Here is an 18,855-nt window from a genome sequence, read left to right as displayed (position 1 = left end):
ACTCATGTACCGCAAGCCCCGCGGTGAACACCGAAGCCCTGTCAGCGGTCGATGAGGGCCGTGAGTCCGTCGAGCGTGCGCTCCAGCCCGAACTCGAAGGCGTGCCGCGGATCGGAGGCCGCGCCGTGCGCCTCCCCGGCCGCCCGGCCGACCCGCACCGCGGTCGGGAACCGCTCGACGTCGAGGACCTCGGCGAGCAGCGGCCCATTGGCCTCCCACCACTCCTGGTCGCTCACCTGGCTCGCCTCGCGTTCGGCCTCGGCCCGCGCCGCGTCGGCGGCGGCGGTGCGCACGAACGCGAGCAGGTAGGCCAGCGCGTCGTCCATCTCGATGTCGCCGAGGCCGAGCCTGTCGAGCGATCGCAACTCGTGCTCGTATTTGGCGCACTGGCCCGGTCCCAGCGGCGGCCTGGTCTGCGAGGCCGCGGCCGCCCACGGGTGGGCCCGGTACATCGCGTAGTTGTCGCGGGCGACGGACGCGAGGCGGGCGCGCCAGTCGCGCCCGGCGGTCTCGGTGCGGGGCATCGCCGCGTAGAGGGCGTCGAGCATGAGCACGATGAGCTCGGCCTTCCCCGGCACGTACGTGTAGAGCGTCATCGGGGCGACGCCGAGGGACTGTGCGACGCGGCGCATGGTGACCGCTTCGAGGCCCTCGGCGTCGGCGACCGCGATCGCCGCCTCGACGACGGCGTCGACGGTGAGCCCTTTGCGCGGCCCTCGCCGGGCGGCGGCGGGCTCCGCTCTCCAGAGCAGTTCGAGCAGGGTCGGCTTCGGCGCGTCGGCTGTCGTGGAAGTCACCGCACGATCCTAGCCGAAAAATTTGTACAACGTACAACGTACTTTGTACAATATACAGCGTACGATGAAATGAAGGAGCCGCTCATGCAGATCACCGCATACGCCATCTCGCTCAACGTCGCCGACCCGGTCGTCTCGGCCGAGTTCCTCAAGCGCCACTACGGCTTCAGTGAGGACATGTCCGCCGACGGCTTCGTCTCGCTCTCGCGCCCCGAGGCGGACTTCCATGTCATCTACCTGCGCATCGGCCTGTCGACGTTCAAGCCCGAGAGCGCCAAGGGCGCCGCGGACGGGCTGCTGGTGGCCTTCGTCGTCGAGGACATCGACGCCGAGTACGAACGCCTCCAACGTGAGGGCGTGGCGATCACCACGCCGATCGAGACCGAGGAGTGGGGCGAGCGCTACTTCCAGGTGACCGACCCGAACGGCGTCGTCATCCAGCTCGTCCAGTGGGTGGGGCAGCCGGCCGCGGGGTGAGCACGGGTCTGGCCCGCCGCGAAGCGGCGGGCCAGACCCGTGCGAACGATCAGACGAGGCGGTAGAGGGCCGCGCCGTGGGCGGGAAGCTTCACGCGCAGCTGCTCGCCGCCCGCCACGTCGGTGCGGGACCAGCAGTCCCGGAGCCCGTGCGGTGCGGGCAGGCCGAGATCGCCCCACGACACGTTCAGCTCGGCCGGTTCGCTCCCGCGGTTGAACACCGCCGCGTACGAGCCGTCGGCCGAGGCCCACGCGACGTGCCTGCCGTCGCGCCACACCTCCCTCGAGGCCGCCTCGCTGCGATGGGCGGCGAGCACTTCGGGGTTGGTGAGCAGCTCGATCGTCTCCTCACCGGAGGCGGGCAGGTCGGCGCCGACCATGAGCGGCGAGCGGGCGATGCACCACAGCGTCAGCATGGTCCGCTGCTCCTCGGGCGTCAGGAGCGAATCCCTCGGCTCGCCCACCTCGGCGCGCAGTCCCATGCGCCCCAACGGCAGCATGTCGGCGTCCGGCCAGTGCCCCGGGCCCGCGTGCGGCGCCCAGTCGCGCAGCAGGTCGAACTGGGCGTCGACGTCGCGCCACCGGTCCCACAGGTCCGCCGAGATCCGCCACAGGTGCGAGTGCGCCTTGAGGTGCTCGGCGTGCCCCACCGACAGGTTCACGCCGGGGGAGAGGCTCAGCACGATGTCGCGGCCGCTGCGCTCGACGGCCTTCCAGAACGCCTCCACCTCCTCGGCGTGGTAGGGCGCGATCATGTCGTCGGCCTTGATGTAGTCCACTCCCCAGTCGGCGAACTGGCGCACCAGCGAGTCGTAGTAGGCCTGGCCGCCGGGGTGCGAATGGTCGATGCCCCAGTTGTCGTCGATCCACGATGCGACGTGCTCGCGATCGGGGATCTGCGCCGCGGAGTACTCGCTGCCCTTGACGGGGGTGTCGGCCGCGGCGGCCTGGCGGGGGACGCCGCGCAGAATGTGGACGCCGAACTTCAGGCCCAGGGCGTGGACGTAGTCGGCCAGCGGCTTGAATCCCGCGCCGCCCGCCGATGACGGGAAGCGGTTCGGCGCCGGCTGGGGGCGCCCGTACTCGTCGAGGCAGAGCTTGGCGCCGGAGTTGTAGCCGCCGCCGCGGGCGGCCGGGTCGTACCACTGGATGTCGACGACGACGTATTCCCAGCCGTGCTCGGCCATGTGCTCGGCGATGAACTCCGCGTTGGCCCGCGTCTCGGCCTCGGTGACCGAGGTGCCGAACACGTCCCATGAGTTCCAGCCCATCGGGGGCGTGGCGGCGAGTCGGGTCACGGAAACCTCCTCGGGGATGGCGTCCCTGTACGGTACTCGGAACTCCCGACGGGCGCCTCCGCCGGTTGGGAAGCGCTTGCGGGTGCAGGTCACCACCCGCCCGATACCGTGTCGATACTCAGGACCGCGTGATGTAAAGTAGCTGAGGCCGACGGTCGAGACCGTCGGTTCGCACGATATTCGGCCAGGTAGCTCAGTTGGTACGAGCGTCCGCCTGAAAAGCGGAAGGTCGCCGGTTCGACCCCGGCCCTGGCCACCAGAGGAAAACCCTGTTGACCTGCACTAATGCAGAGTTGGCAGGGTTTTCTTGGTTCATCAGTGGGCGACCCGTCCGCTATACGTCCGTTGGCTGCCACCTGTCGGTGCGTCCTCCGGGAGCGCGGTGTCGTCCCGTGGCCGCAGCTTCGGGCATGGTGCAGCGATCAACCGGTTTGAGCCCGAATCATGGGTGTCGACGTAATCCAAGGCATCCGGTCGCGGTCGGGGGACGCTAGAAGCGCTCAACGTGCTCTTCGAAAGCTCTCATGTCCCGAGCCGTATCGGCCGAGGTGTCGTCTTCGACCGATCGTGGCGGTGGATTGCCACAGACGATGGAGAACGGACCCTAAAGGCTGTCCGACTGGCCCGAAAGTGAAGTGCCCACACGCGCGCGCTTGAGCGATGCCCGATACCCTCACAGCAGTGCAGTTAACAATCACGCGGCTCCCTCGAGTGGACTCGACGTCACCTAGTAGATCTGGAGTGCAAATCGTGACCACCGCCATCGAAACACACTATGCCGGTTGCCGCTTTCGCTCGCGCCTCGAGGCACGCTGGGCCGTCTTCTTCGATCGCCTTAGAATCCGGTGGATCTACGAACCGCAAGGCTATGAATTCGTGTCCCTGGAGGAAAGGTTCGAAAAGTATCTTCCCGACTTTTGGCTTCCTGACCTACGCCTGTGGTGCGAAGTTAAAGGAGAGCTCGAGCTTGACGGACTACGCCGGCTGATTGTCGCTGCTTCTCATGTTGGTCTACCCGTCGCGCCTGAAGGCGCGAAACTTCCCGCGCTCGACCGCGAGTATCTCGGGCTTCCTCGCCTTCTCATACTCGGCGATCTTCCCCGCAATAACTGGCTGCATACGAGGCTCGACCTTGTCGGCGCCGACATGATTTGCGCGACTGGCACCGCCTTTGTCAAATACTCCGACGGCACCGGACTTGCACAGATGGGCAGTTACCAGCCTCTCAGTCATTTCCTCGTCCAGGAAGCCTCGGAGGAGACTGTCGAACGGCTCGTTCACGGATACCCCAACATGCTTGTCTCGTTCCAAGCCGATGTTTGTGATGCCTATGACATGGCGCTAGGTGCGAGATTCGAGCACGGTGAGGAACCCCAAATGCCGATGGGCTCCTCAAGAATTGCCATGGAGGATCTCCACAGGCATCGCAGAAAGCGTCTACCCCAGCAGATCAAACCCGCGGTAGCTGCCACAAAGAACCGCCTCGACGTCCGCGACCAATCGGATGAAGAGCATGGCTAACTCGTACCAGGCTCAATTGGCCCTAGCTGACCAGAACTTAAGTTGCCTGTGAGCTACACCCACGCAAGACTCATCGTCCGACATGAAGAAGGCTGCATGACAGACCGTGGTTTCACAACTGGCCTACCAGGTCTTGACAGTGCCATTGGCCACTTTGCCGAAGAGAACCTCATTACGGTTGCGTCCCCCGATCGAGCGGACTCCGTCACTTTGGTCATCAACATCTTGCGGCACATGATATTTAGCCAAGGCGCCGAGGCACTCGTCCTGCTCCCCGGGAAATCTCCTCAAGAGTTCCGGGCTCGCCTACGCTGCGCTTCGACTGGAATACCGGTTCACAGGATCACGGGGCGAGACCTATCAGCTGCAGAGAGCGTTCTGCTTGAAAAGCATGATGAGCGAATGCGCCATGCTCCTCTAACCATCCTGACTCCCTCATCGGTCCATCACGACAAACTCGATGAGGAAATCTTGCCTCATGGTTCCCCTGATCTTATCGTCATCGACTCCATCCAAGATTTGGAGTTTCCGCAACCCGCGTTCAACGAGTATGGTGAGACCGCCAACCTGTACTCCAGAGCAGACCAGGTCGCCGAAGCGTCGCGTACGCTCAAGCTACTTGCAAGCCGTGAAGGCACGACCGTCATCGCGCTGGCTCGCATCAACGCCATTGGCCAGCGCGGGGGACAGTCACAGCGAGGTCCCGTGGCCCACAATCTCGATGCCTACGATGCCCTGCTCAAACACGCGGATGTGGTGCTTGAGGTCCATCCGAACCCCGACTCGCGGCGAATGGTCCATATCCGTAAGAACCGTTGGGGACCGGACAAGCACTCGATCCTGATGACAATAGAAGAATCCACAAGTAGAGTTTTCGATTCCACTCTGAGCCTTGGGTCCCGACGCACGCGTTCTTGAGCGCTGGTGCCTGGGCTCGAGGCAATTGTGCTGGCGCGGCCAGAGCCCCGAGAACGGCTCGATCCAATACGTCTACACAGCCGTCACAATGCCCACCTGGACATCCTAAAGTATTGGAGTGCAGGCAATGACGAGCCGGTCGTGAACGTTCCGGAGTCCTATCCGGCACGGAGCGCTATTCGGCGAGGGCCGCGTCGAGATCGGAGCGATGATTGCGAACCCATCGCCAGGTCGTGCGGATCCACCCGGGGACGTCCATCTCGACGAGCTTGATCTTGGCCGCATCACCCGCCGCAGCTTCGGCTTCGACCTCTCTCCAGCAGCGGCCCTGCCGCCACAGCACGGTATCCACCAGGCGGGTGCGCTCGTGGCCGTCCAGGCCATAGGCGTCTGCGACCAGGCGCATGCGCCGAGCGGTCTCAGGAAGATCGGTGACCAACGTGCCGAGTCGTAGGTACTGCCAGCAAAGATGGGCGACATCGTGAATGCGCTCGCCGGGTGCGGCCGCGTCCCAGTCGATGAACGCCACCGGCAGCGCGCCCTGGGCCTCGTCGGTGTAGACGGTGTTTCGCGGGGCCAGGTCGTTGTGGCAGACCGTTTCGGCGTCGCCGCAGAGGTCCGTGCCGGCGGTGAGGTCATGGAATTGGCGAACCATCGTGGCCAACCGAATCAGGCTGGCGTCGGTTTCGGCGTACGGGGAGCGGTCCAGCTTGAAGGGGACGTGGCCGTCGACGAAGGTCAGCATCTCCCGGCCACGCTCATCGAACCCCAGCAGACGTGGCGCTCCCTGCCATCCACAGCGCTTGAAGTGTTCGAGCAGGCGGTGGGTGAACGGCGAGTGCGGGCCGACTGGTCGACGCACACTGCCGTCCTTCAGCACGACCTCGTTGATAAACCCACCAGCAAGCGGAATCTCATCGACCATCCAGCGAGTTTCCCTTGCCGCCAACGGACACGCAATTGGGATATGGGACGGTCTTTACCCGTTGGTCGTGAATGTCAGGTGCCAGGGGAGGCGTCTGGCGGCACCTGCCGAACCTGGATTTATTTCGTGAGCGACCTGTTTGCTTCGAAAAGGAAGAAAAACTCCTGCCCTTTCGCTTGTTGAAGACCTGCCTTCTTGTCGTTGGCTGCGTCTGAAAACATCTGGGATGTTGGACCCGCAATGGAAGCAGTAAGTGCGAGCCAGTTCTCTAGTGAAGCCATTGGACCGAGCGCAAAGTAGATCCCGGCTCCTTTTGCCACAAGCTTTTGCACATCTTGCCGAAGATGACGGCCGACCTCACGGACCAGAGTATGGTCCTTGAATTCCTCCTCAATTTCCGCCAAGGCAGGGGCGACATCAGTAGTCCAGGTCGCCTGAATCTCTGCTGCAAACTCGTCGTCAAAAGCTTGGCTCTCAAACTTCTCTTCCAGGCGTGATACTGCTGCTCGAAATCGCATGCGGGGGCCCGAAAGATCATCTCGAAGATCCAAAAGTTCATCGAGAGGTGCGTTTGGAAGTGCAGGTAGTCGTGCAATGAGTCCACCGCCAAGTGCGGCCTCACCCGCATTCTTCATGGATAGTCGACCTGGGCTTTCTATGCCTCGGTCTATGAGATCCTTTACGATCTTCCGGATCGTTTCATCGCACAAGACGTGCACGCTTGGATCCCGAAGATGGGTTCTTATGGTCAATATCCATTCACGCATCAGGGAGTCTTGTCGGCGTCCTGACCTAGTTGCGGTGGCTGATAGAAGGTCCTTCAAGTCTGCCGACCCTGAAATATCAAGCACACCTGCATCAATCGCCGGTTTCAATTGTGAGACGTCAGCGCCCTCGGTGATAGTTTTTGACGTCTCGTTGAATCTCGCCGTGGATGAAGAGAGAACTTTCTTAAACCGCATCGCCCAGGTAAGCACATGAGGTGGAGCGAGCTTATTGCCCCATTTTCGGCGAACCTGCGAGGGAGGCATCCGGGCTAGGTCGAGGGCCCAAGGAAGAATTTCCCGTTCCTCGGGGGTGAACCCTCGGGTCCCGACAGCCCTGTAGACGTCGTTGTCGAGCTGGCTTACAAGGTCAATCAGCGCGTCTTCGCCGGATGCCGATACACCCTCAAGCTCGGTGAAGAGGGCAGCGCTGGGACTAACCAGCTTGATCCGGTCGGCGTAAAGGATTCCGGACCTGATCAACTTGACGTCGTTCTCGAGCGTCATCCCAGCCGGCCCTGACTTGGGCGCCGTAAGTACCGCCATTTGGAGACCGTTCTGCCCCTTGATAACCGAGGGCACGGGGTCCTTCTTTCGAGGGGACATCACTGAGCCTCCAACAACCGTCGCAGTTCTCTCATTCTCAAACTTAACAGCCGCGTACGACATGAGCAGGCTCGGACCTGGCTTAGATCTGCAAGGAGTCCGGAAGGATCTCGGACATTGATCAACTACGCATCATCACCTTTAATGTCGTTTGAAGGCGGTTTGTCATCATCTATCCAGGGAACCGAAATCACATCCCAAGCGAATCCACTGAATTGACGTAGATCCCTATAGGCCCCTGTATAACCCAGCGAATGCAATATCAGCAGCACTAGATAATGTCGGGTGAGGCCCCAGACTTCGGTAAGCAGGCCGGAGTCATTGTAGACCGCTTCTTGGCCGCCCTCTGGATGAACCAGGCGGTTTCTCACCTGCGTGACAACGTCAGCCCCGTCAAACTTATCGCCATTGCGTGTGGCGAATTGATGTGCCGAAGGCGAAAGAGCCGGGTCTAGATTGACAGGGACCCCAGCTGCTTCAAGAAGTAGTCGTAGTCGTCCGGCTGCCTTATATGTCTTACCCTGGTACGGTTGCCAACCGTTGTATTGTTTCTCGTTCATCATGCCACTTAGAAACAATTTTTCCCATCCGATATGTTCGAGACCGGCAGTGCCGTTGATTATTCTTGTCTCGACCAATCCGGGTGCATTGATGGATACGATTGCAAACATCATTTGGAATCTCAGATAAGAAAGTTTGTTCTGATCGCTACACCGTGCAATGACCGCACCCAGGAGCTCGCCAAGTGGTTCCATTGTCTTCGTGTACCACCAGCCTGGACTTATCGAGTCCAAGGGGTCGCAATGCAAGGTTCGCCAATCTTCCCAAACGACCTTTCCTTCGGAATCGAATGCGACTGGAAGCATTGGGGCGGCCCAGCGACCAAGCGCAAATGAAATTCCAACATGTAGGGATTCCAGAACGGCCTTGGCTTCGCTAACCGTAAACTCTGCTCCGTTGGTCCGATGCAATTCCATTACATGTGTCATAACGTAGAGGCGTCGTCTCCTGATGTCTTTAATGGCATCTTTATAATCAGGTCTAGCATCGAAAGTGATCTGCCACCCACTTGCCTCCAGTCGCCACCGATTGGACCAATCATATGACATCCCGTCTTCGCTAGTCATAACGAGAGGAATTGTTCCATTCCAGTCGGGCAAGTTGAACCAGTGCGCAACGATTGAACTAACTGGTGTTTCCTTTGTGCCGAACTCTGCTCCATTGGACCAACCGTCGTCAAAACTGCTCGCTATTGCGTCCATGGTAACGACGCCGTCAGGACGGTGCATCGCAAGCGACACTTCGCGATTGGGTGACAGGCGACGTCGCTTGCCCGGATCGGCGTGCCATTCGATGCCTGGCCGTCGTTGAAAACTTAGCTCAACCGATCCGGTAACCTCAGCTTCCTCCAACCCTCCGATGGTTCCATCGAAAAGAATGATTGGCTCATTTGGTTCGTTATATTCATAAAATGGGGTCAACGGAATTTCGGATGGTGTATTCATTGGATCTGCCTCTCTCAGGTTCTTCCATGAAAAACGGTACTCCAGCTGGAGCGTAGAGGTTAGGTCGTGTTTACGAACTCGATTTCCAGTCCAGGATGATCGCGATCCGGTTGGTGACGCTCGCGGGACCGTCCAGCACGGTTTGACGAAGTGCCGGTCGTGGACCCGACGCCGGTTCGGCGACGGCCATGGGTTCACTTGGACTGGTACCTGGCCATCCAACGGGGACCGCACGGGGATCGTGCAGACTCATTTCGATCACGGCGGCGATCAATCGGCGGACACGCCATTCACCCCAACCTTGGGCGTTGAAGAGGTCAGGAACGTCGCGAGTGGCGAGGTCGGAGAAATCCTCGATCCCCTCTTCCCTCAGTCCAGCACCGGACAGTCCGTGGGTCGCGGTGAGCAAGCGTTGCAGGTCGGGGAACGGTGGCGGGTGGGGGAAGAGCTGCTCGAACGGCCGATGCGGCCACAGGGAGCAACACAGGTCGGCGAGGGACCAGGCGAGGTCGGGGATGTCGACGTGCTCGACTGTGAATCCGATGCGTTCGTGCTTCCACCAGGCATGCCCGTCGCGGTGTGCCGACAGTTCCGGCGCTCGCTGCGCGTCGATGTCGCACAGCCAGGGCGCCCAGGCGATCCAGTACATGTCCGCGATGCGGTCGCCGTGGTTGGTTGTCTCGGTAGGGTCTGTTCGGGGCGAGTCCATCGTGGCGCTCCTTTACCTTCTGCCCTGGCTGTTTCGTGGTCAGACTCTCGGTTGCATCCGAGCTCGCCTTGCGATCTCGTGGTGGTGCTGGGCTCGGGCTTCGATCTCCGCGGCTTTGTCTTCGTCTCCTCGTCTGCGATGGTGTTCGGCCAGGCGTTCCCAGGCTTGGGTCCGGTTAGGATCGATGGCTCTGGTGCGTTCGAGCGCGGATACGGCTTCGGTGTCGCGTCCGGCGTCGTCGTGGAGGGCGGCGAGGTCGAGTGCGGCTCGGTATGCCTGTTCGCGGTAGTGGCTGCGGAGGTCGGTGAAGTCCCAGACGTCGTCGAGATCGGCGCCGAGCGGCCCGGCGTAGGTGCGCAGGGCCTCGGTGAGGTGCCTGGTGCGCGTCTTTGGGTCGTCGGCCTGCTCGGCGAGGGCGATGTTGCGGTCGAATGTGGCAGTGTCCGTTTGGAACCAGGACCGGTCGAGCCGGTAGGTTTCACGGCCGCGGTCGTACACGAGGACATCGTCGGTCTCGGCTATCGCGCCCAGGGCTTTGCGGGCTTCGGCGACGGTGGTGGTGCGGCGGCTACTCGCTTGTTTGAGGGTCGCGTCGGCCGCGACGACTTCGGTCAGCTCGTCCCGTGTGAGGGCCCATTCGGTCAGGGCCATGACGGCGACGAGGTCGAGGCAGGCTCGTCGTCTGAAGTGCACGTTCTCGCTGTTCCAGGTGAGGTGGTGGCTGCCGAACAGCTGAAGTTCGAAGCGACGCTCTGGCGCAAGTGCCTCGGGCATGGAGTCGGGCGCCCGTGTGTCGAGGTCGTCTGTTTCCGGTTCGGATTCTTCAACGACGTGCGGAAGTTCGGGGTCCGGTGCGAATGCGGTCGTGTCGGCAAGGTCGGCGAGTCGTCGCCTGCATTCAACCTTGTCCAGGCCGTAGCAGTGGCCGAGCGCTTCAAGTTCCAGTTGAGGGAGGTGGCCGCCGGTAGGGGTGCCGTCGGCGGCGAGTTCGATCCAGGCTCGGTCCCATCGGCCGAGGATGAGCGCGTAGCTTTCGTCGCCGGGTTCAGGCAGGGCAGCGGCTTCCGCGTGGCCGGTGATGAGGACGGTCACGTGACGGTGGAGTTCATCAGTCTCCGGGTCATACTCGACACTGGCTTGGGTTCGGCGCACTTCCCCGGCCAGATCAGTGCGCGCTTCGACGAGATGAGCTCCGGGTATCGCCTGTAGCAGATCGGTGTCGATGCCGAGGTCATCTGCGGTGAGTTGGTCGATGACAACGGCCGAACCAGCGCCCAGCGTCGCCCATAGTGCGCCGCGCGCGACACTGCGCGCTCCGGGACCGATGAGTCCGAGGCCGTCTCGGGCGTGGTCGAGTACGGATACTTCAGCGGCCGAGGTAGTGCCGGTGGCCAGCGGGAGGGCGGTGTCTGGATCGTCGGCTCCGCCATCGTGCTCTTCGAGAAGCGACTGAAGGTCCTCGAGTCGCCCGGTCATCTGGTCTTCGTCGTCATGGGGAACTGCTGTGTCCAAGTTGTCCACTTCCGCGAGGTGCGACTTGTCGCCTTCGTTGCGGCTTCGTTCACGGCTGCGCCGCTTCCTTGCGGCAAGTGCGATGGCGATGGTGCTGAGCGCGATGAAGGAGCCCGCGCTGATCCAGGTGCCGCGGTCGAGGGCCGGTGCGGACTCGGCTCGAGCATCGGTGGCATCGTCGGGCTCTCCGTCATCGCTCTTGGTCGGTTCTGGGGTTGTTGTGTCTGCCGGTTCAGGTTCTGGTGACTTGGGTGTCGACACGCCGTCGTCCTGGGCGGAGTCGTCGATCGCAGGCGGGTCCTCTGGAACTGTTTCTATCGCGGGCGCGGTGTCGGGGATCGTGAGTTCCGTGCCGTTGATGATGAGGTTGGGATCGGTCAGGTGTGCCCCGTTGGATTGCACGATGCCCTGGTTGGCGCGGAAGATCTTCGGGTAGGCCGTGGGGTCGCTGTAGTAGTGGTCGGCAAGGCCCCACAAGGTGTCGCCTTGCCGCACGGTGTGGACAACGTTGCCGTCGCTGTCGCGTTTCGGTCCTGCCTCGGTCTGCCCGGACTGGGATGCGTCGGCATCCGATTCGCGTGTTTCTACTGCGGTGGCCTCGCATTCGGTAGCAGTGGCGGTGATGACGGTGGCCGGTTCGGCTGCGGCGGCGATGGCCGGCGCAGTGGCGGCGATGGTGCCGGTGAGGGTCGCTGCGAGCAGCCGGATGGGGCCACGGATCTGCGAGGCGGCTCGGTGCCCTGCGACCTGAGCGATTATTTCCCAGGTGAGGCGGGCTACGAGCCAGATCCAGAGGGCCCAGGCGATAATGACCAGACCCCATTTGACGGTGTTTTCAGGGACCGGCCATGACAGGGCGATGTCCAGGCGGGTAATGCTCGGCATCTGCCAGGCCCACGGCGGCCCGGCGATGGCGATGAGCAGTGCGGGCAGCCCGATGACGATCACGGCGGTCATGAGCGTGGCGACGATGCCTCCCGCGGCTTTGCTGGCGCGGGAAGGTGCGAGAGCTGTCATGGTGCGCCTCCGAACGGTTCGGTCACGCCGGTGCGGGGCCTGGCGACCTGCTCGGCGGTGACGGTGATGGTCGAGATGCCGATCAGGCCGAGCAGCTCGGTCGGGTGATCGATGGTGACGGTGACGGTGACCTCGGTGGTGGTCGCGCTGGCGGTGCCGTTGAGTCCGGCGGCGGCGATCCAGTCAGCCGCGGCGGCCTGTGCATCGGGCACATCGAGCTGGGTAATGCCGGTGGTGCGCAAGCGGGCGAGATCGATCTGGGCTGCGCCGGCCCGGGCCGCTTCGGCGGCGACAGCGGTCGCTTCGGATCGCGCGGCCTGGGCGAGACCGCCGTCGTAGACCAGGCCGATCAAGGCGAACATGCCGAAGGCGATGATGATGAAGAACATGCTGATCGAGCCCCGGTCGTCGCACCAGGAGCGCTTGCGTGGTTGCGGGTTCATGACGTGCCCCCCGAGCGCCATTGGTCAACGGGGGAGGATGCCGTCGCGGTGACGGTGCGTGACCCGAACGGGTCGACAGAGACCGTGCAGGTGAGGGTGACGGTGACCGTGCCGCCGGGAGTCAGGTCGCCTACTTCGGCTTGCAAGTCCAGGCCGGTGCAGGAGTCGGGCACCATGGCCTCGGCCGTGGCACTCGCGGCAGCGGTGGCCGCCTGAGGTGTGGTTTCGACGGTGGCGGCGCGGGCGGCGGCATGCGTGGCGGTCTGCAAACCGATCTGGGCGCTGGCGACGCTGTGGGCGAGCAGGCCGAGCATCACCAGCAGCACGATGACAGGAGCGAACAGGGCCATCTCCACGCTCAGGCTGCCCCGGTCGGCCCAGGGCAGTCGAATGGCGGTGTCGGTGCGGCGGGCCTTCATAATTACGGCGCTCCGGTGTCGGGTCGGAATGCTTCGACCGGGCCGGTGACGCTGGATGAGACGGGGAAGTCGAGGAACGGCAGCACGGACTGGGCGCTGCCGGTGACTGTGACGGTGACCGTCTCGTTGTCCCGATTGACGTTGACGGCTGATTCGGTGAGCGGGCCGTCCGCATAGTGGGCGAGTGCGTCCTCGGCGGCTCCCTGGCCAGCCGCGGCGCTGCCGGTCTCGGCCCGTGCGGCGTCGAGGGCGACCCCTGCGGCGGCCTGAGCGGTGTGTGTCGCGTTGGCCCACAGCACGACCTGGACGATCAGCATCAGGACCAGCATGGTGACCGGTGCAAGGATCGCCAGTTCTACCGAGACTGATCCCCGGTCACGGCGGGACCGGCGTTGAAGTTGTTGCATGGCGCACCTACTGGGTCCCGATCTTGTTCGCCTGTTCCTCGGCGAACGTCTTGTACAGGTAGACGACCAGGAGCGCGACGCCGATGACCGCGGTGGCGACGATGGCGAACTCGGTCGCTATCGAACCCCGGTCGCGGGTTTGCCAGACGGCAATCGCACGCCCGCGAACAGTCTCAGCGAGAAGTTTGAGCCTCACGGCTAGCCAGACGTTCATAGTGTTTCCCCCGTTGGTGTTTCTTGTCGTATGTCAGGTGCCGGTAAGCATCACCATCGATGCGGGAACGGTGACGAACAGCAGCACGCAAATCGCGGTCGCCACAACCGGCAAGCTCATCCGCTCGGTCCGAGCGGCTTGGTCGGCCTTCTCTTGAGCGCGGCGTTTCGTGCGCATGGTCTTGGAACGGGCGATGAGCGCAGCCTTGATCCGTGCGCCTTCGCTCCCGGCCAGAGCCAGGCTGGCGGCCAATTGCCGGTAGTCAGCCGAGCCGATTTCCTCGCCGAGGAGACCAATCGCCTCCCATGGGCTTTGACGCACGAGTTCGGCGTGGCCGATCGCTTCGCGGATTCGATCGAACTGAGCCCCGGTACCGGACTCGAGGGCTTCGGTCAGGGCCGTGTCGATACCCGCGCCGCCGGACAGGCCTACGGCGATCTGGTCGAGCAGGACGGTCAACGCCCGCTGGTAGTCGCGACGCTCGTTTTCGGCCCGTTGGCGCAGGTCGGCGACGGTAACCGGGACGGCCAGGGCTGCGGCGACCAAGGAGAAGAGCATCGCTGCGGCCGGGCCGCCTTCGTCGAGCGCGGTGAAGCCCAGACCCGCGATCAGGCCCACGGCAGCGGCGACGATCGTGTGGCGGAACAGGACCCGCCAGAACCATGACACGTCCTCATCGAGGCAGGCCAGGTCGGCGAGCGTCTTCTCAGACGGGAAACCTGTCCGAGGGATGAGCGTGCTGATCTTGCCGCTCAGAGCCGGACCGGGTGCAGCGATTCGGGCGGCGGGGGCGAGTACGGCGATCTCGTCGGCCAGTGCCGGACGCCAGGGCCAAAGCGCTGCAACGATTACCCAGATTCCGGCGCCGGTCAGGGCGCCGAGACATGCGGCGATGAGCGGGTTCATGGAGCCTCCCCGAGGTCGATCAGGCTTGCCGGTTGCTGCCAGCGGCCCATGCGCTCCAACCAGGCCAGGCTGAGTCCGAACAGGCCGAGTACCAGCGCCAGGAGTATCTGTCCGGACAGGCCGTCGTAGTTGGCCAGGAAGTCCGGGCCCGAGGCGACGGTCAGGGCGATCAGGGCGAGGGCCGTGACGCTGATCAGGCGGGAGGCAGTGCGCACGCGGGCACGGGAGGCGATGACGTCCATGCGCAGCGCGGCGTTCTCCCGCGCGGTGGCCGCGAGGCGGTCCAAGAGCGCGGCCAGGTCGCCAGAGCGTTGGTGTGCCCGGATGAGGGCGTGAACGGCCTCGGTACAGGTCTCATCGTCGACCGTCCCCGCGAAGGTCCGCAGTGCGCGGTCAAGGCTCATGCCGCCATCGAGGTCGCGGGCGAGGCTGCGACATTCGTTCTCGATCTCTGGTGGTGCTGCCTGAGCGACGGCGGCCAGGGCCTGCGAGAGCCCGAGGCCGGCCGCGACGGTGCCCGAGAGCGATTCTGACCAGGCCGCGACCGCCTCGGCCTTCTCCACCGCCGCACGCCCGGCGGTGTCAGGCCCGAACAGAGCCTGGCCCCACCACACCAGGAGCCCGGCGACGACACCCGCGACCGGCCACGTCGTCCACCACCACACCAGCACAGCGGCCACCACCGCACCGCACAGGCGAAGTGCGTACGGCCGTAGCCACTTCAGCCGCAACTTGATCGGACTCTCCATGCCAGTAGGTTTTGGCGACTCGCCGTAGTCGTCAAGTCGCCTAGCGGTAAGTCCGTATAGGACCATCCAGATACCGGCTCCTATCGCTGCTCCGAGTGCAGCCGCGATGTACGGGTTCACTGCCACCGCCCCCAATCGCTCGCATCCCAACCGTGTTCGATCAGTCGCTGCTGCTGTGCCTCACTGGGGCGCACGTACGGCTCGGCCCGACGATCGGCTCCGGGGCGGGCGATCTCGTTGGACACCACGGTCTCGCCATCGGAAGCGACGACCTCGCGAATCGAGGACACCGCCCGTTCCCCGTCAGGAGTCTGGTCGAGGTGGATGACGAAGTCGAGGCCGTCGGCGATCAGCTGCGCCATTGCCGACCGGTCCAACTGCTCGGGGCTGGCGGCCCCGAACGCCATCATCTTCGAGAACACCGCTCGCGATGAGGACGCGTGGATGGTCGACAGGGATCCGTCGTTGCCCTGGTTCATCGCGTGCAGCATGACCGTCAACTCGTGCCCCCGGACCTCGCCGACGCATACCTGATCGGGGTTCATTCGCAGCGCCGAACGGAACAGCGCGGCTAGGGTGATCTCTCCGGCGCCCTCAACGTTCGGCTGTCTGCCTTGGAGCGCGAGCGTGTTCGGGTGTGCCGGGTCGGAGTCCAGGCCGAGTTCGTACGTGTCCTCGATCGTGATCAACCGGACCTCAGGGTCAAGGAGCGAGGCCAGAGCCCGCAACAGAGTGGTCTTGCCCGCGCCGGTCCGCCCGCTGATCACCGCATTCGCTTCCGAACGCACGATCGCCTCCAGCAGCTTGCCGACGACCGGTGAGAACATGCCCCGGGCGCAGAGTTCGGCGAAGCCGACGCGCAGCAGCCGGTGGCGGCGGATCGCCAGACTCGGGCGCGGGCTGACCTCCATGACCGCGTGCAGCCGCTCCCCGCCCGGCAGCCGCATATCCAGGATCGGGCTGCCGGAGTCGAACCGGCGCTCTTGCTCATTGATCCCGGCCTGAGCCGCGAGAGTGCGAACCAACTCGATCAGCGCCTCGTCAGAATCAGCGATCGGCGCGGCTGGTTCCCGCTCGCCTCCGGTCCGGCGCACCCACACCACGTCGGCGCCCTGGCACCAGATGTCCTCTATCGACTCATCCGCCAACAGCGTCGCCAGTCCCGCGTTGCCCTGCAAACGGGCGATCACCTCAGTGACGAGTTCACGCTCCTCGGTCTCATCCACCGTCTCCAAATGCGATTCGAGCCGTTCGGCTTGGAACTCCGCCACGATCTGCGCGGCAGTCCCAGCCACCAGATCCGCCCTTGACGCCGCATCGACCGGTACTGGGCGGACCGAGCTCAGGCGGCGGCGCGCACGCGCCAGCAGATCGGTCAATACTTCCGGTCGTTGTCCGTTCAGCTTGCTCACCGTTCCACCTCCGCACTGACCGAGCCGCCACTCTCGATGGCCAACGGCGCGCGAGCAGACAGCTCGACGCATGCGCTGGCCAGTTCGCTCCACGCGAGCCTGGCTCGGCGGCGTTCTGTTCTTCCGGAGGGTTCGGCGGGCGGGAGATCGCCGAAGACCGGCACATGCACCTCCTGGTCGACCAGCGCGCCGTTGATCTCGTCGGCCCCGTAGACGTCGGGGACGACCGCTACCGCCCAGCGCGGACCGCATTCGGCACTGATCAATCCGGCCATGGCCCGCAGCGCCAGGACACCGGCCACCGTCCCGGCGGCCACGACCACGATCGCGTCTGCCCGGGCCAGCAGGGGCCACGTAATCGACTCCGGCGCGATCCGGCCGAGGTCGGCGATCACCCACCGATCAGATGGGGTGAAGACATTCGGGTTCTGCGCCAGCACTTTCGCAAGCGCGGCGTGCGCGGTCGGCTGCCCGATCGGAGCGCACACCACCTTGAGCCGCTCGCCGAGAAACTTGGTTTCCTGCACGCCGGCATCGAGCACCGCGTCCTCGCCCCGCCCAGTGACCAGGGACGCACTGACATCGACCATGCTGGGGCGCGATTGCAGCCGCCACTCGGCCGCCAGCACTCCACCCGCGGGGTCGGCCTCGACCAGAACCCGGTCGACCTCCGGCCAGGTTGCGGCCAGATGCGTTGCGCAACGGGTCGCTCCGGATGAGCCGTTGACTCTCACGATCTCCAGCAGCGGCATCTCACTCACCGGCCTCCGTGTTTGGGAGGCTCGCGATCATCGCCACCAGGAACGGGTTCGTGCCGCGTGCTGCCGACAGCCCGGCCCGGTCGGCTGCGTCGAACTCCAATGAGATGAGTGCGCCGCCGTCGAACGCTGAGACCGACCGGACGATCGCGCCCATCTGCCACACCGCCGCGTCGACCGCAGGAGGTTCCCCGCCCGGCCCGGCCACCAGTACCACCGACTGCCCCGCCTCCAGGCCCGAGGGGAATGATCCCTCTGGCAATGCCAGGGAGGTCACCGCCCGCCCCGGCACAGGGGATGCCGCCGGACCGATCAGGCTCGGCGACAGCGGAGTCCCCGCCGCTACCGGCATGGCGAGCGTCTGCCCCACCAGCTCGTCGGCGCGGTCTGATCCGATCAAGTCGAGAATTTCCGATTCGACCGCAGCCTCGCCTAGATCACCAGGCGCGATGACATGGCCGGCTTCCATCGTTACTGCTGCGACGAGAACCTGGCGTGGCGAACCATCAGCGGCCGATGACGCCCATACGAAGGCACCCAAGGAGAAGACGACAACCGCTGCGATACCAATCGCCGCTACCGGCCATCCTCGGCCACGCAACCGAGGCCGCTTCCGCCTTGGTGCCTTTGACTCGGCCCGGTCTTGTTCAGTCACCGTGAACATCGTCATCCTCCTACTTCACCGTCGCCTGCGACTCCGCCACCGGCCACAATGCCTGCGCAGTCGTCGTCATCCCCGGCACCGTCCCCGACTGTCCGCCGCCGGACCAGGACACAGCCCAGTCCACTGTCACCGACACCGTGTACTTCCCGCTCGGCTGATGCGCTGAGGAGCGGGTGTAGGTGTGACCGCAGTCTGGAGAGGAATCCTCGGCGCGGTAATCCGGCGTCCATTTCGTTCCCGCGCCCTCGCACACCGCCGTCGAGCCATCCCCCATATCCCAGGTGGCCTTCACCGGACGCGCAGTCGCCGTGACCGTCAACCCCGGCACCGACGCCGCCGCGGAGTGCGTCGACCATGAATCGCCGCCCAAGTGAAGCCATGTCGGTAGACGCACCAACTGGTAGTCAGCGGGGGACGAAGTGATCTTCGGCTTGGGAAGGTTCAGCCGGTCGACAGCATCCTGTGCGAGCACCGCCGGATCGACTACCGGTGTCCCGTCGCCGTCGACTAGCACCCACTCGGCACCAGCCACGGTGGTACCCGAACCCGGCGTTGTGCAAGAACGCCCCATCAACTGGTGCTCTTCAGACGGACGCTCACCGGCGGACGCCCCCATGTAATAGCCCTCATCGGAATCCACCAGTTCGTAGACCCAGTTCGGGCACACCCCGGCCTCACCCGAGCCGCCATCGGCGGAACCCGCACCCCCGGAGGCGCTGTCGCCACCTTCTCCGGTATCGACAGGGGCGCCTGCAGACGAATCCGACTCGCTCCCTTCGAGGCCAGAAGTGACCTCACATGAGTCGGCGCTGTCATCGCATACCGCGTTGTCACC

20 protein-coding genes and 1 tRNA gene are annotated in these 18,855 nt (G+C 64.2%); 4 read left to right on the top strand and 17 right to left on the bottom strand.

The window, feature by feature from the left end; genetic code table 11:
• Positions 1–41 precede the first annotated feature (41 nt).
• Positions 42–797, bottom strand: a complete 756-nt coding sequence (locus YWW_RS0111390; RefSeq protein ID WP_026930218.1) for a TetR/AcrR family transcriptional regulator C-terminal domain-containing protein — start codon at positions 795–797, stop codon at positions 42–44.
• A gap of 84 nt (positions 798–881) precedes the next feature.
• Between YWW_RS0111390 and YWW_RS0111385 the strand changes: the two genes are divergently transcribed.
• Positions 882–1,274 carry a VOC family protein gene (locus YWW_RS0111385; protein ID WP_026930217.1) on the top strand — a complete coding sequence of 131 codons (393 nt, stop codon included), beginning with the start codon at positions 882–884 and terminating at the stop codon, positions 1,272–1,274.
• Between the two features lie 49 nt (positions 1,275–1,323).
• On the opposite strand, the gene YWW_RS0111380 is transcribed toward YWW_RS0111385, so the two are convergent.
• Complete coding sequence (locus YWW_RS0111380) at positions 1,324–2,571, bottom strand: glycoside hydrolase family 27 protein (RefSeq protein ID WP_026930216.1); 1,248 nt, start codon at positions 2,569–2,571, stop codon at positions 1,324–1,326.
• A gap of 182 nt (positions 2,572–2,753) precedes the next feature.
• Here YWW_RS0111380 and YWW_RS0111375 point away from each other — a divergent pair.
• The 3 genes from YWW_RS0111375 (at position 2,754) to YWW_RS35065 (ending at position 5,010) form a co-directional block, all read left to right on the top strand.
• Positions 2,754–2,830: transfer RNA gene (locus YWW_RS0111375), tRNA-Phe, on the top strand.
• A gap of 491 nt (positions 2,831–3,321) precedes the next feature.
• Positions 3,322–4,092, top strand: a complete 771-nt coding sequence (locus tag YWW_RS35945; protein ID WP_155830136.1) for a PDDEXK family nuclease — start codon at positions 3,322–3,324, stop codon at positions 4,090–4,092.
• A 96-nt stretch (positions 4,093–4,188) separates the two neighbouring features.
• A complete protein-coding gene (locus YWW_RS35065) occupies positions 4,189–5,010 on the top strand; it encodes a DnaB-like helicase C-terminal domain-containing protein (protein WP_081687385.1) in 822 nt (273 codons plus the stop codon).
• Between the two features lie 175 nt (positions 5,011–5,185).
• Here the strand turns inward: YWW_RS35065 and YWW_RS0111350 are convergent, their stop codons facing one another.
• From YWW_RS0111350 to YWW_RS35930, 15 genes are all read right to left on the bottom strand, one after another.
• Complete coding sequence (locus tag YWW_RS0111350) at positions 5,186–5,935, bottom strand: phosphotransferase (RefSeq protein WP_026930214.1); 750 nt, start codon at positions 5,933–5,935, stop codon at positions 5,186–5,188.
• A gap of 119 nt (positions 5,936–6,054) precedes the next feature.
• Entirely contained in the window at positions 6,055–7,368 is a 1,314-nt protein-coding gene (locus tag YWW_RS35940; RefSeq protein ID WP_155830135.1) for a hypothetical protein, read from the bottom strand.
• A 62-nt stretch (positions 7,369–7,430) separates the two neighbouring features.
• Positions 7,431–8,810 (bottom strand): YopA family protein, encoded by a 1,380-nt coding sequence (locus YWW_RS35935; RefSeq protein WP_155830134.1) that lies wholly within the window; start codon positions 8,808–8,810, stop codon positions 7,431–7,433.
• Positions 8,811–8,880: 70 nt separating this feature from the next.
• A complete protein-coding gene (locus tag YWW_RS0111340; protein WP_026930212.1) occupies positions 8,881–9,519 on the bottom strand; it encodes a hypothetical protein in 639 nt (212 codons plus the stop codon).
• A 39-nt stretch (positions 9,520–9,558) separates the two neighbouring features.
• Positions 9,559–12,048: an AfsR/SARP family transcriptional regulator gene (locus YWW_RS0111335; protein ID WP_026930211.1), complete on the bottom strand. Its 2,490-nt coding sequence runs from the start codon at positions 12,046–12,048 to the stop codon at positions 9,559–9,561.
• On the bottom strand, positions 12,045–12,491 hold the full coding sequence (locus tag YWW_RS0111330) for a pilus assembly protein TadG-related protein (protein ID WP_026930210.1): 447 nt from the start codon (positions 12,489–12,491) through the stop codon (positions 12,045–12,047). Before YWW_RS0111330 ends, YWW_RS0111335 begins: the two co-directional genes overlap by 4 nt.
• Positions 12,488–12,910: a TadE/TadG family type IV pilus assembly protein gene (locus YWW_RS0111325; protein ID WP_051325672.1), complete on the bottom strand. Its 423-nt coding sequence runs from the start codon at positions 12,908–12,910 to the stop codon at positions 12,488–12,490. Before YWW_RS0111325 ends, YWW_RS0111330 begins: the two co-directional genes overlap by 4 nt.
• Positions 12,911–12,912: 2 nt before the next feature.
• On the bottom strand, positions 12,913–13,317 hold the full coding sequence (locus YWW_RS0111320; protein WP_026930208.1) for a TadE/TadG family type IV pilus assembly protein: 405 nt from the start codon (positions 13,315–13,317) through the stop codon (positions 12,913–12,915).
• Between the two features lie 7 nt (positions 13,318–13,324).
• Positions 13,325–13,531, bottom strand: coding sequence for a hypothetical protein (locus YWW_RS0111315; protein WP_035696651.1), 207 nt, complete (start codon positions 13,529–13,531; stop codon positions 13,325–13,327).
• Between the two features lie 33 nt (positions 13,532–13,564).
• The gene (locus tag YWW_RS34030) at positions 13,565–14,437 is read right to left on the bottom strand and encodes a type II secretion system F family protein (protein WP_051325670.1); all 873 of its coding nucleotides are present in this window, start codon (positions 14,435–14,437) and stop codon (positions 13,565–13,567) included.
• The gene (locus tag YWW_RS29765; protein WP_162145940.1) at positions 14,434–15,117 is read right to left on the bottom strand and encodes a type II secretion system F family protein; all 684 of its coding nucleotides are present in this window, start codon (positions 15,115–15,117) and stop codon (positions 14,434–14,436) included. The genes YWW_RS34030 and YWW_RS29765 overlap by 4 nt, the downstream gene beginning before the upstream one ends.
• Positions 15,118–15,302: 185 nt before the next feature.
• Positions 15,303–16,598 (bottom strand): TadA family conjugal transfer-associated ATPase, encoded by a 1,296-nt coding sequence (locus tag YWW_RS29760; RefSeq protein WP_162145939.1) that lies wholly within the window; start codon positions 16,596–16,598, stop codon positions 15,303–15,305.
• A complete protein-coding gene (locus YWW_RS36445; RefSeq protein ID WP_162145938.1) occupies positions 16,595–17,359 on the bottom strand; it encodes a hypothetical protein in 765 nt (254 codons plus the stop codon). The genes YWW_RS29760 and YWW_RS36445 overlap by 4 nt, the downstream gene beginning before the upstream one ends.
• On the bottom strand, positions 17,352–18,020 hold the full coding sequence (locus YWW_RS37755; protein WP_162181570.1) for an SAF domain-containing protein: 669 nt from the start codon (positions 18,018–18,020) through the stop codon (positions 17,352–17,354). The genes YWW_RS36445 and YWW_RS37755 overlap by 8 nt, the downstream gene beginning before the upstream one ends.
• 10 nt (positions 18,021–18,030) lie before the next feature.
• Positions 18,031–18,660 carry a hypothetical protein gene (locus YWW_RS35930; protein WP_156037316.1) on the bottom strand — a complete coding sequence of 210 codons (630 nt, stop codon included), beginning with the start codon at positions 18,658–18,660 and terminating at the stop codon, positions 18,031–18,033.
• Positions 18,661–18,855: the final 195 nt, after the last annotated feature.

This window comes from Glycomyces tenuis DSM 44171, from assembly GCF_000427885.1.
Classification (GTDB): Bacteria; Actinomycetota; Actinomycetes; order Mycobacteriales; family Micromonosporaceae; genus Glycomyces; species Glycomyces tenuis.
Note: the sequence above shows the minus strand (reverse complement) of the source record. Positions and strands in the feature narration are given on the sequence as shown.

Excerpts from the sequence above, each read along its gene's own strand:
- YWW_RS0111325 (WP_051325672.1), bottom strand. The coding sequence starts at position 12,910 with ATGAAGGCCCGCCGCACCGACACCGCCATTCGACTGCCCTGGGCCGAC.
- YWW_RS0111335 (WP_026930211.1), bottom strand. The coding sequence starts at position 12,048 with ATGACAGCTCTCGCACCTTCCCGCGCCAGCAAAGCCGCGGGAGGCATC.
- YWW_RS35940 (WP_155830135.1), bottom strand. The coding sequence starts at position 7,368 with ATGTCGTACGCGGCTGTTAAGTTTGAGAATGAGAGAACTGCGACGGTT.
- YWW_RS0111350 (WP_026930214.1), bottom strand. The coding sequence starts at position 5,935 with ATGGTCGATGAGATTCCGCTTGCTGGTGGGTTTATCAACGAGGTCGTG.
- YWW_RS0111330 (WP_026930210.1), bottom strand. The coding sequence starts at position 12,491 with ATGAACCCGCAACCACGCAAGCGCTCCTGGTGCGACGACCGGGGCTCG.
- YWW_RS0111385 (WP_026930217.1), top strand. The coding sequence starts at position 882 with ATGCAGATCACCGCATACGCCATCTCGCTCAACGTCGCCGACCCGGTC.
- YWW_RS0111315 (WP_035696651.1), bottom strand. The coding sequence starts at position 13,531 with ATGAACGTCTGGCTAGCCGTGAGGCTCAAACTTCTCGCTGAGACTGTT.
- YWW_RS0111320 (WP_026930208.1), bottom strand. The coding sequence starts at position 13,317 with ATGCAACAACTTCAACGCCGGTCCCGCCGTGACCGGGGATCAGTCTCG.
- YWW_RS0111340 (WP_026930212.1), bottom strand. The coding sequence starts at position 9,519 with ATGGACTCGCCCCGAACAGACCCTACCGAGACAACCAACCACGGCGAC.
- YWW_RS35935 (WP_155830134.1), bottom strand. The coding sequence starts at position 8,810 with ATGAATACACCATCCGAAATTCCGTTGACCCCATTTTATGAATATAAC.
- YWW_RS34030 (WP_051325670.1), bottom strand. The coding sequence starts at position 14,437 with ATGAACCCGCTCATCGCCGCATGTCTCGGCGCCCTGACCGGCGCCGGA.
- YWW_RS35065 (WP_081687385.1), top strand. The coding sequence starts at position 4,189 with ATGACAGACCGTGGTTTCACAACTGGCCTACCAGGTCTTGACAGTGCC.
- YWW_RS37755 (WP_162181570.1), bottom strand. The coding sequence starts at position 18,020 with ATGTTCACGGTGACTGAACAAGACCGGGCCGAGTCAAAGGCACCAAGG.